At 69.8% G+C, this 9,544-nt stretch carries 10 protein-coding genes; 7 read left to right on the top strand and 3 right to left on the bottom strand.

Features of this window, described 5'->3' with window-relative positions:
- From RMP08_RS02585 to RMP08_RS02570, 4 genes are all read left to right on the top strand, one after another.
- Positions 1-1,233: FAD-binding protein (locus tag RMP08_RS02585; RefSeq protein WP_310467411.1), on the top strand; the 1,233-nt coding region annotated here is incomplete at its 5' end.
- A 99-nt stretch (positions 1,234-1,332) separates the two neighbouring features.
- On the top strand, positions 1,333-2,277 hold the full coding sequence (locus tag RMP08_RS02580; protein WP_310467410.1) for an MBL fold metallo-hydrolase: 945 nt from the start codon (positions 1,333-1,335) through the stop codon (positions 2,275-2,277).
- Between the two features lie 65 nt (positions 2,278-2,342).
- Entirely contained in the window at positions 2,343-3,749 is a 1,407-nt protein-coding gene (creD, locus tag RMP08_RS02575) for a cell envelope integrity protein CreD (protein ID WP_310467409.1), read from the top strand.
- 23 nt (positions 3,750-3,772) lie between these two features.
- Complete coding sequence (locus tag RMP08_RS02570) at positions 3,773-4,630, top strand: LOG family protein (protein ID WP_310467408.1); 858 nt, start codon at positions 3,773-3,775, stop codon at positions 4,628-4,630.
- On the opposite strand, the gene RMP08_RS02565 is transcribed toward RMP08_RS02570, so the two are convergent.
- From RMP08_RS02565 to RMP08_RS02555, 3 genes are all read right to left on the bottom strand, one after another.
- Complete coding sequence (locus RMP08_RS02565; RefSeq protein ID WP_310467407.1) at positions 4,627-5,073, bottom strand: DUF1801 domain-containing protein; 447 nt, start codon at positions 5,071-5,073, stop codon at positions 4,627-4,629. The genes RMP08_RS02570 and RMP08_RS02565 overlap by 4 nt on opposite strands.
- An 11-nt stretch (positions 5,074-5,084) precedes the next feature.
- Positions 5,085-5,792: a cytochrome c family protein gene (locus RMP08_RS02560; protein WP_310467406.1), complete on the bottom strand. Its 708-nt coding sequence runs from the start codon at positions 5,790-5,792 to the stop codon at positions 5,085-5,087.
- 72 nt (positions 5,793-5,864) lie between these two features.
- A complete protein-coding gene (locus RMP08_RS02555) occupies positions 5,865-6,848 on the bottom strand; it encodes an A/G-specific adenine glycosylase (protein WP_310467405.1) in 984 nt (327 codons plus the stop codon).
- A gap of 27 nt (positions 6,849-6,875) precedes the next feature.
- Between RMP08_RS02555 and RMP08_RS02550 the strand changes: the two genes are divergently transcribed.
- The 3 genes from RMP08_RS02550 to RMP08_RS02540 form a co-directional block, all read left to right on the top strand.
- Positions 6,876-7,433 carry a DciA family protein gene (locus RMP08_RS02550; protein WP_310467404.1) on the top strand — a complete coding sequence of 186 codons (558 nt, stop codon included), beginning with the start codon at positions 6,876-6,878 and terminating at the stop codon, positions 7,431-7,433.
- A complete protein-coding gene (locus RMP08_RS02545; RefSeq protein ID WP_310467403.1) occupies positions 7,430-8,188 on the top strand; it encodes a thioredoxin domain-containing protein in 759 nt (252 codons plus the stop codon). Before RMP08_RS02550 ends, RMP08_RS02545 begins: the two co-directional genes overlap by 4 nt.
- A gap of 25 nt (positions 8,189-8,213) precedes the next feature.
- A partial coding sequence (locus RMP08_RS02540; protein WP_310467402.1) for an AAA family ATPase occupies positions 8,214-9,544 on the top strand: 1,331 nt, incomplete at its 3' end.

Genomic DNA, 9,544 nt, shown 5'->3' with positions numbered 1-9,544 from the left:
GATGGTTCGATCCACCGCTTCCGCGCCCAGGCGGTGGTGCTCGCCACCGGCGGCTACGGGCGGATCTATTACACCGCGACCTCGGCCCATACCTGCACCGGCGACGGCAACGCCATGGTGCTGCGCGCCGGGCTGCCGCTGCAGGACATGGAGTTCGTCCAGTTCCACCCGACCGGCATCTACGGCGCCGGGGTGCTGATCACCGAGGGCGCGCGCGGCGAGGGCGGCTACCTCACCAACTCGGAAGGCGAGCGCTTCATGGAGCGCTACGCCCCCTCGGCCAAGGACCTCGCCAGCCGCGACGTGGTGTCGCGCTCGATGGCAATGGAAATCCGTGAGGGCAGGGGTGTCGGCGCGGAGAAGGATCACATCTTCCTCCACCTCGACCACATCGACCCCAAGATACTCGCCGAACGGCTGCCTGGGATCACCGAGACTGCGATGACCTTTTCCGGCGTCGATTTGACCCGCCAGCCGATCCCGGTCAGCCCGACGGTTCACTACAATATGGGCGGAATCCCGACCAATTATCACGGCGAGGTCGTCACCCTGAAAGACGGCAACCCCGACTCAGTGGTGCCCGGGCTGTTCGCGGTGGGCGAGGCGGCGTGCGTCTCGGTCCACGGCGCCAACCGCCTCGGCTCCAACAGCCTGATCGACCTCGTCGTGTTCGGCCGCGCCGCCGGGCACCGCCTCGGTGAAACGATCAAGCCCGGCGCCGCGCACAAGGCCGCGCCGAAAGACGCCACCGACGCCATCCTCGCCCGCCTCGACCGCTTCCGCCACGCCGACGGCGCGCGCCCGACGGCCGAGATCCGGCTCGAGATGCAGCGCGTGATGCAGGCTGATTGCGCGGTGTTCCGCACCACCCGCACGCTCGCCGAGGGCCAGGCCAATATCGACAAGACCTATGCCGGAATGCGCGACATCAAGGTCACCGACCGCTCGCTGATCTGGAACAGCGACCTGGTCGAGACGCTTGAGCTCGACAACATGATTTCGCAGGCGGTGGTGACGATGCACTGTGCCGCCAACCGCAAGGAAAGCCGCGGCGCGCACATGCACGAGGATTTCCCCAATCGCGACGACGCCAATTGGATGAAGCACACGGTGGCGTGGTTCGAAGGCTGGGGCGGCACCGGCGGCACCGTCGGCATCGACTACCGCCCGGTCCACGAATTCACGCTGACCAGCGAAGCGAAGTACATCAAGCCCAAGGCGCGGGTGTACTGATCGGCCGTTGGTCGCCGCCCGCAACGCGGCTGCCGAATACCCGCTTCCCCTGGCAACATCCGTGTTCCAGCCGTTTGCCGTTCGGAACGGGGGACACGCATGAAGCTGTTCGCATTCGCTGTAGTGCTGGCCGCGGCAAGCTGCGCAACGGCCAATCCGCCAGCCTACCACCTCATCCCCGGCTCAATCCCGCCCGACAAAGGCCCCGACGGCAACACCGTCGTCCTCGACGCGCCGGACGGGCTGATCGTGATCGACACCGGCCGCCACCCCGCGCACTCGGCGGCGATCCTCGCTTACGCCAGGGAGCGCGGCCGGCCGATCGCGGCCATCGTCAACACCCACTGGCACCTCGATCACACCACCGGCAATCACGACTTGCGCCAGCTTTTCCCACGCGCCGAGGTCTACGCCACCAACGCCGTCGACGGCGCGCTGGCGACCTTCCTCAGGCGCAGCCGCGCGCAAAGCGGGGAGGCGCTGGACGACCCTAAAACATCGCCCGCGGCCAAAGCGGAAATGGTCCGCGGCCATTCGGTGATCGACAACCCCGAGCGCATCAGGCCGACCCGCCCCGTGACCCAATCCGGGCCGCTGAAGATCGCTGGGCGCCAGATCGACGTCCGCGTCGCGCACCTGGCCGCGACCGAGGACGACCTGTGGCTATACGACCCCAAAACGAAAGTCGCGATCGTCGGCGACCTGGTGGTCGGCACCGTGCCGTTCATGGATACCGCCTGCCCCGACGGCTGGGCGAAAGCGCTCGACGCGATCGCCGCGACCCCGTTCACCACGCTGATCCCCGGCCACGGCGACCCCATGACGCGCACCGATTTCCTCCAGTGGCGGACGGCCTACACCAACCTCCTCGCCTGCGCGCGATCCGACGCGGACAAGACAACATGCATCGCCGGGTGGCAGCGCGACGCCGCCAAATCGATCCACGACCAGGCCTACGCCGCCGCCGCGCTCGACTATTACATCGACAGCCGATTGCGCTCGTCACCCGAGGAGCAACAACGCTATTGCAAGCCGCTAAAATGAAAGACTTGACGACGAACCGTGCATTTTTGTAGACGAACCGAGTTTTAGGCGGTCAGGAGAGCGTGATGCGGCGAGTCGATGGTGAGCGCACCCCGGGCTCCAAGCTGCTCCTCGCCATCCTCATCGGCGTTGCCCTCGCCATCCCATTATTCTCTGTCTGGCTGCTGGTGTACGACCGCCAGAGCCAGTCCGAGCAGGCCGCCGCCTCGATCACCGAAGGGTGGGGCGGGCCGCAGGCGCTGGCCGGGCCGCTGCTCGTCATCCCCTATCGCGCCACCGCCTCGGAAACGGTGATCGAGAACGGCCGCAGCGTCACCCGCAGCCGCGATGTCATGCGCGAATTGAGCTTGGCGCCCGAGGTCATCGACCTCACCACCGACGTCCGCCCCGAGCGCCGCAAGCGCTCGATCTACGAGGCCGTGGTCTACGACGCCAAGGTCACCGGCAAGGCGCGCTTCGCCTTCCCGCCCGACCTGGCTCGCCACGGCGTCGCGATGGCCGACATGGACCTCGCCCGCGCCGAACTGCGCTTTGCCCTGAGCGACCCGCGCGGCCTCGGCGCCAACCCGACCGTCGCCGCCGACGGCCGGCCGCTGCGCCTCCAGCCCGGCGGCGGCAGCAACGGCGGGCGCGGCTTCTTCGCGTGGATCGACGCGGCGCCGCTCAACGCGCGGCCGCTGACGGTCGATTTCGCCTTCGATTTCCGCGGCAATGCCTCATTGAGCCTGGCCCCGCAGGCCGGCGACACCCGCTGGGCAGTGCGCTCGGCATGGCCGCACCCCAGCTTCGCCGGCGATTTCCTCCCCACCCAGCGCCGCGTCGACGACCGGGGGTTTGCCGCCAGCTACCGCGTCGGCAATCTCGCGCTCGGCCGCTCTTTGGTCTCGACCGCCGACGCCGGCGCGCCCGGCACGCTCGACCGCATGGCGCCCCCGTCGCGCACCGACTACGCCGCCCCGGCCCCCGCCCGCGACGGCAACGCGATCCAGACCGCGCACATCAGCCTGATCCAGCCGGTCGACCTCTATTCGCAGGTCAACCGCGCGACCAAATACGGCTTCCTGTTCATCGGATTTACTTTCCTTGCCCTGCTGATGTTCGACATCATCGCGGGCGTCCGCATCACGCCGGTCGAATATCTGCTGATGGGCGCCGCTTTGGTGCTGTTCTTCGTGCTCCTGCTCGCCTTCGCCGAGGTGATCGGCTTCACTCCCGCCTACATCCTCGCCTCGGCAGCGATCGCCGGGCTCAATACCGCTTACTCGGCCGCGGTGCTCAAGAGCTGGCGCCGCGCGTGGCTGATCGGCGGGCTGCTCGTGGCGCTCTATGCGGTGCTCTACATCCTCCTCAGCCTCGAGGCTTTCTCCCTCCTGATCGGCTCGCTGCTGCTGTTCGCGGCGCTCGCGGGGGTGATGTACGGCACGCGGCGGATCGACTGGAGCGCGCGGCGCGGGGAGGTCGACGCCGCTTAGGCTTGCGGCTAGATGCGGGCGGGATGACCGACGCCGTCCCCCCCAGGCGCATTTTCCCCACCTCGCGGGTCGATGCGCGCGCCGCCGAGCATGTCCCGTCGATCCCGCAGACCGAGAGCGCCGCCTACAAATTGGCGTTCCAGGACACCGACTTCCTGCTCCGCGAGGATCTCCGTCCGGTCCGCTTCCAGCTCGAATTGTTGAAACCCGAGCTGCTGCTCGACGAGATGAAGGTGCGCTCGACCTTCGTCTTCTACGGCTCGGCGCGGATTCCCGACCCGGCCGAGGCCGACGCCTTGATCGCCGCCGCAACCGACGACCAGCAGCGCGCGATCGCCGAGCGGCTGAAAGCCAAGTCCAAATATTACGACATCGCGCGCGCGCTCGCCCGCCTCGCCAGCAGCGCGCCCGCCGAGGGCGACGGCTGGCGCAATTTCGTGGTGTGCTCGGGCGGCGGGCCGTCGATCATGGAGGCCGCCAACCGCGGCGCGCACGATGTCGGCGAGGAGACCATCGGGCTCAACATCGTGCTCGCCCACGAGCAGCTCCCCAACCCTTACGTCACGCCGGACCTGAGCTTCCAGTTCCACTATTTCGCGCTCAGGAAGATGCACTTCCTGCTCCGCGCCCGCGCGGTCGCGGTGTTCCCCGGCGGCTTCGGCACCTTCGACGAATTGTTCGAGCTGTTGACCCTGATCCAGACCGGCAAGGTGCGCCCGCTGCCGCTGCTGCTGTTCGGCGCCGAGTTCTGGCGCAAGGTGGTCGACTTCCAGGCGCTCGCCGACGAGGGCGTGATCGCGCTGAGCGACCTCGACCTGATCCACTGGTGCGAGGACCCGGCCGAGGCGTGGGCCTTCGTCCAGGCCTATTACGAAGACTAACGGGCGCGCGCCGCGCTGTAGAGCGCGATAAATTCCTCCGGGGTCGTCGACGCGATCTCGTCCCGAATCGCGGCGAGGTCGAGGTCGGCGGCGCGGCGGAAGCGCAGGCAGCTCTTGCCCATGTCGAGCTTGTGCCCCGACGCGGCGAACGCCTCGCGCAGCCGCTCATTCCGCTCGGCCGAGACATAGGCGCAATTGAGGTAGAGCGAGTTGCTGTTCTTCTGCGCGGCCAGCGCGGCGTAAACCAGCGGCTGGCCGTTATAGGTCGGCCCGCTGAGCTCGATCGGCACCTCCCAGCTGATCATTCCCCACGCCATCCGCTCGGCGTAGCCCGTGGGCAGCGCGGCGTTGACCGCATCGCGCACCGCGGCGATCTCCGCCGCGCGGTCCGGCTCGAGCCCGGCAATATAATCGTCTGGGGTCGCGGCGCTGCTGTGGACCACCGCGCCGGCGCCTATTGGGTCTTCTTGGCGTCCCGCGAGCCGGTCAGCTTGGCGGCGCCCTCACCCCCGACATTCTTGGGGTTGGCGCCGGTCTGCTGCTCGGTCAGCACCGGCTCGTTCTCGGCCTTTTGCGCGCCGTCGCCCTGGCCCGATCCGGCCTTGGCCGCGGCGTCGTCGGTCGGCTCGGCGGCGGCCGGCGCGGCGGGCACCGGCAGCGGCGACGCATCGCGCGAGTTGAGGAACGCCATCAAATTGGCGCGCTCCTCGGGGTTGCCGAGCCCGGCGAAGGTCATTTTGGTGCCGGGCGCGAATTTCTTGGGGTTGCTGAGCCAGGCATTCATCTGCGCCCAGTCCCACTGCCCGCCCTTTTCCTTGAGCGCGGCGGAGAAGGCGAAGCCGGGATGGCCGGCGACCGGGTTACCCATCACCCCGTACAGCGCGGGGCCGAGCGCGTTGGCGCCGCCCGGCTCGGCGTTGTGGCAAGCCGCGCATTTCTTGAACACCTGCTCGCCCTTGGCCGCATCGGCGCTGGCGAGGAAGGTTTCGATCGGCTGCTCGGCAGCGCCGTCTTCGCCCTCGGCGACCACGCCCTCGATCGGATAACCCATCTTTTCGGGCCGCTCGTTGTGAAAGATTTCGCCGGCGAGGACCGACGAACCGAGCGCGACGATCCCGGCGCCCAGCACCCAGCCGGCAATGGTATTGAAGCGGTCGTCCATGCGTGATCCCTGCCCGGCGGATGCCGTCCAAAAAATGCTGTTGGCCGCCTTTACGGGGGACTTTTGCCTACTTCAAGCGGCGGCCCGCAGCGGGCTTGCCAACGCGCACTCGGCGGCGCGGCGGTACAACGTCGGCAGCCCCGCCTCGGCCAGCATGCCGAGCGGCTGCCACCAGCCATCGCCGCGCGGCTCGCCCCCGCCAACCACGGTCAAATCGAGCGCGAAATGGGTGAACACGTGGCGCACCGTGCCGAGCGCAGCGACCGCCTCGCCCGGCGCATCGGCCCATTCGCTCCCGGGCAGCGCCGCCATCCCGCCGAGCAGGCCCGTGGGCGGCCGCCGCACCAGCCAAACCCGCCCATCGCGCTCGATCCAGTTGGCCACGCCATGCCGCAGCGGACGTACCTTCTTGGCCGTGGGCGCGGGAAAGCGCTCGGGCTCGCCACTCGCGAACGCCAAACAGTCGCCGTTCAGCGGGCACGCCCCGCACGCCGGCGCGCGCGGGGTGCAGGTGGTCGCGCCGAGGTCCATCATCGCCTGCGCGAAGTCGCCGCTCGCGGCGGGGGTCAGCGCGCGAATCTGGCCTGGCGCCGGCGCTTCGATCGCGTGGAGCCGCGCGATTACCCGCGCGACATTGGTGTCGACCACCACCGCCTCGCGGCCGAACGCGATTCCGGCGATCGCCGCGGCGGTATAGTCGCCGATCCCGGGCAGCGTGCGCAGCTCGGCCTCGCTGTCGGGGAAGCCGCCGCGCGCCGCGACCAGCCGCGCGCAGGCGATCAGATTGCGCGCCCGGGCGTAATAGCCGAGCCCCGCCCATTCGCTGAGGATGTCCTCGTCGGGCGCGGAGGCGAGCGCCTCCACCGTCGGCCAGCGCGCGACGAATCGCGCGAACCGCGGGGTCACCGCGGCGACCGTCGTTTGCTGCAGCATGACCTCGCTCAGCCACACCCGATAGGGGTCGGGCGGCGCCTCGCCGGGCGGCGCCCGCCACGGCAAGGCGCGGGCGGTGGCAACATAATGTCGAATCAGGCGATTTGCGGCATTGGCGCGCATGACGCGGCTATGGCATGGTCGCCCGATATGGCGAAACCCCGCACCCCCGCGACTGATCGCGACGCGCCGCGCGCAGGCCGCGCGCGCCAGGCCGGCGATCTCGTCGGGACCATCGGCGGCCTCGCGTTCAAGCGTTTCGGCTTCGTCCAGGGCGCGATCGTCAGCCGTTGGGGCGAGATCGTCGGCGAGCGCTATGCCAAGGTCTCGTCACCCGAATCGATCCGCTTCCCCGCCGGCAAGAAGTCGGGCGGGGTGCTCACTTTGCTGGTGGTTGGCGCCCACGCGCCCCTTGTCCAGCATCTCGGCCCGCTGATCATCGAGCGCGTCAACCGCTTCTTCGGTTATGCCGCGGTCGACCGGCTGGTGTTCCGCCAGGGCGCCCCGCTGCCCGCCGCCGCACGGCCCCAGCGCCCCGTCCCGCAGCCGGTGCCGAAGGAGATCGGCGAGGGCCTGCGCCAGATCGCCGACCCCGAATTGCGTGCCTGCCTCGAATCGCTGGCCGCGCGGATTTCCGCCACCACTGGCGCGCCGCGCGTTGACAGTGCACAGGAAAACCCGATTCCCGTCCCCATCCGGAGCGAATGAACCCGATGAAACCTGCCTATCTGTTGGTCGCCGCCGCGGCGATCGTCGCAAGCGCCGCCTGCAACGCCGAAAAAGGGACTGGCGAGGCGGCTGCCTCGTCCGGGCCGGCCAAGGCGGTCGCCCCGCCCAAGGGCGGCGACTGGAGCAAGATGGTCACCACCACGCCGGCCGGCGGGTTCCTCATGGGCAACCCCGCCGCGCCGGTGAAGCTGGTCGAATATGGCTCGATGACCTGCCCGCATTGCGCCGAGTTCGAGGAAGCCGGGACCAAGCCGCTGATCGAGCAATATGTGAAAACCGGCAAGGTCAGCTTCGAATTTCGCAATTTCGTGCGCGACGCCGCCGATCTCGCCGCGTCGCTGGTTGCGCGCTGCGGCGGTACCAACAGCTTTTTCCCGCTGACCCGCGCGCTCTACGCCGACCAGCGCGGCTGGTTCGAGCGCATCCAGTCCGCCACGCCGGAGCAGCAGCAGGCGCTGCAGGGCATCCCGCCGACGCAGCAGTTCGGCGCCATCGCCAAGCTCGCCGGCTTCCCGCAATGGGCGGCGCAGCGCGGGCTGCCGTCGGCCAAGAGCGCTCAGTGCCTCGCCAACGAGGCGGAGATCAACCGCCTGGTCCAGATGAACAGCGACGCCACCACGCAATATCCCAGTTTCCCGGGCACGCCGTCGTTCACCATCAACGGCAAATTGCTCGAGAAGACCGCCAATTGGCAGACGCTCGAACCGCAGCTCAAGGCCGCGGTGGGCGGCTGACGCCAATCGCCACGGAGACGCCATTTTGAAGATCCGGCGGCTCAAGCTCAGCGGCTTCAAAAGCTTCGTCGAGCCGTCCGACCTGCGCATCGAGCCGGGGCTGACCGGGGTCGTCGGCCCCAACGGCTGCGGCAAGTCCAACCTGCTCGAGGCGATCCGCTGGGCGATGGGCGAGGGCAGCCCCAAGTCGTTGCGCGGCGGCGGCATGGACGACGTCATCTTCGCCGGCACCGCGACCCGCCCGGCGCGCGATTTCGCCGAGGTCACCATCCTCATCGAGCGCGAGGACGGCGACAGCGAAGTGACTCGGCGGATCGAGCGCGGCGCCGGCTCGGCCTATCGCATCGACGGCCGCGACGTCCGCGCCAAGGACGTCGCTCTGCTGTTCGCCGACGCCGCCACCGGCGCCCATTCCCCGGCACTGGTCAGCCAGGGCCGAATCGGCGCGGTGATCGCGGCCAAGCCGACCGAGCGCCGCGCCATGCTCGAGGAAGCCGCCGGAATCGCGGGCCTCCACGCCCGCCGCAAGGACGCCGAGCAGAAATTGCGCGCGACCGAGGCCAACCTCGTCCGCCTCGGCGAATTGCTGGGCGAGCAGGAAGCGCGCGCCGCGGCGCTGCGCCGGCAAGCCCGCGCGGCGGAGAAATACCGCCAGCTCAGTGAAAAAATCCGCTCGGTCGAGGCGCGCCTGGTCCATGCCCGCTGGGCCGCCGCCGATCGCGCCGCCGAAGCCGCCACCGCCGAGGCGCGATCTGCCGAAGAAGAAGTCGCCCAACTCCAGCACAGCATCGCCGAGGCGCAATCGGCGCAGCAGGCGGCCGCCGCCGAACTCGCCGAAAAGCGCCGCGCGCTGGCCGACGCGCGCGATGCCGGGGTCGACCTCGCGCATCGCCTCGCCACCGCCCGCGCGCGCCGCGACACCGTCGCCCGCCGCCTCGACGAGCTTGGCCGTCTCGACGCCTCGCTCGCCGCCGAGACCGCGCGCGAGGAAGCGCTCAAGACCGACGCCGCGCGCGCCATCGCCGGCCTCGAGCAGGAGCGCGCGCGGATCGCTTTGTCGCTGGTCGACGCCGAGGCGCAGTCGGCGCGCATCGCCGCCGAGCTGACCAAGGCCGAGGGCGCGTCGCGCGGCGCCGAGGCGGCGCTCGCCGACCTCCTCGCCGGCCAGGCCGCGATGCGCGCCGAGCGCCGCGTCGCCGAGGCGGCGCTTGACGCCGCGCGGGCGCAGGCCGAGCGCACCGCGGCCGAACAGCACAAGCTCAGGGACCAGCTCGACGCGCTCGGTGACGGTGCCGATCACCGCGCCGCGCGCGACGACGCCGAACGCCGCGGCAAGCTTGCCGCGTCGCAACTGGC

Origin of the sequence: Sphingomonas sp. (assembly GCF_031426035.1) — a bacterium.
Lineage (GTDB): Bacteria > Pseudomonadota > Alphaproteobacteria > Sphingomonadales > Sphingomonadaceae > Sphingomicrobium.
The sequence above is the reverse complement of the archived record's forward strand: the minus strand, read 5'-3'. Positions and strand labels throughout refer to the sequence as shown.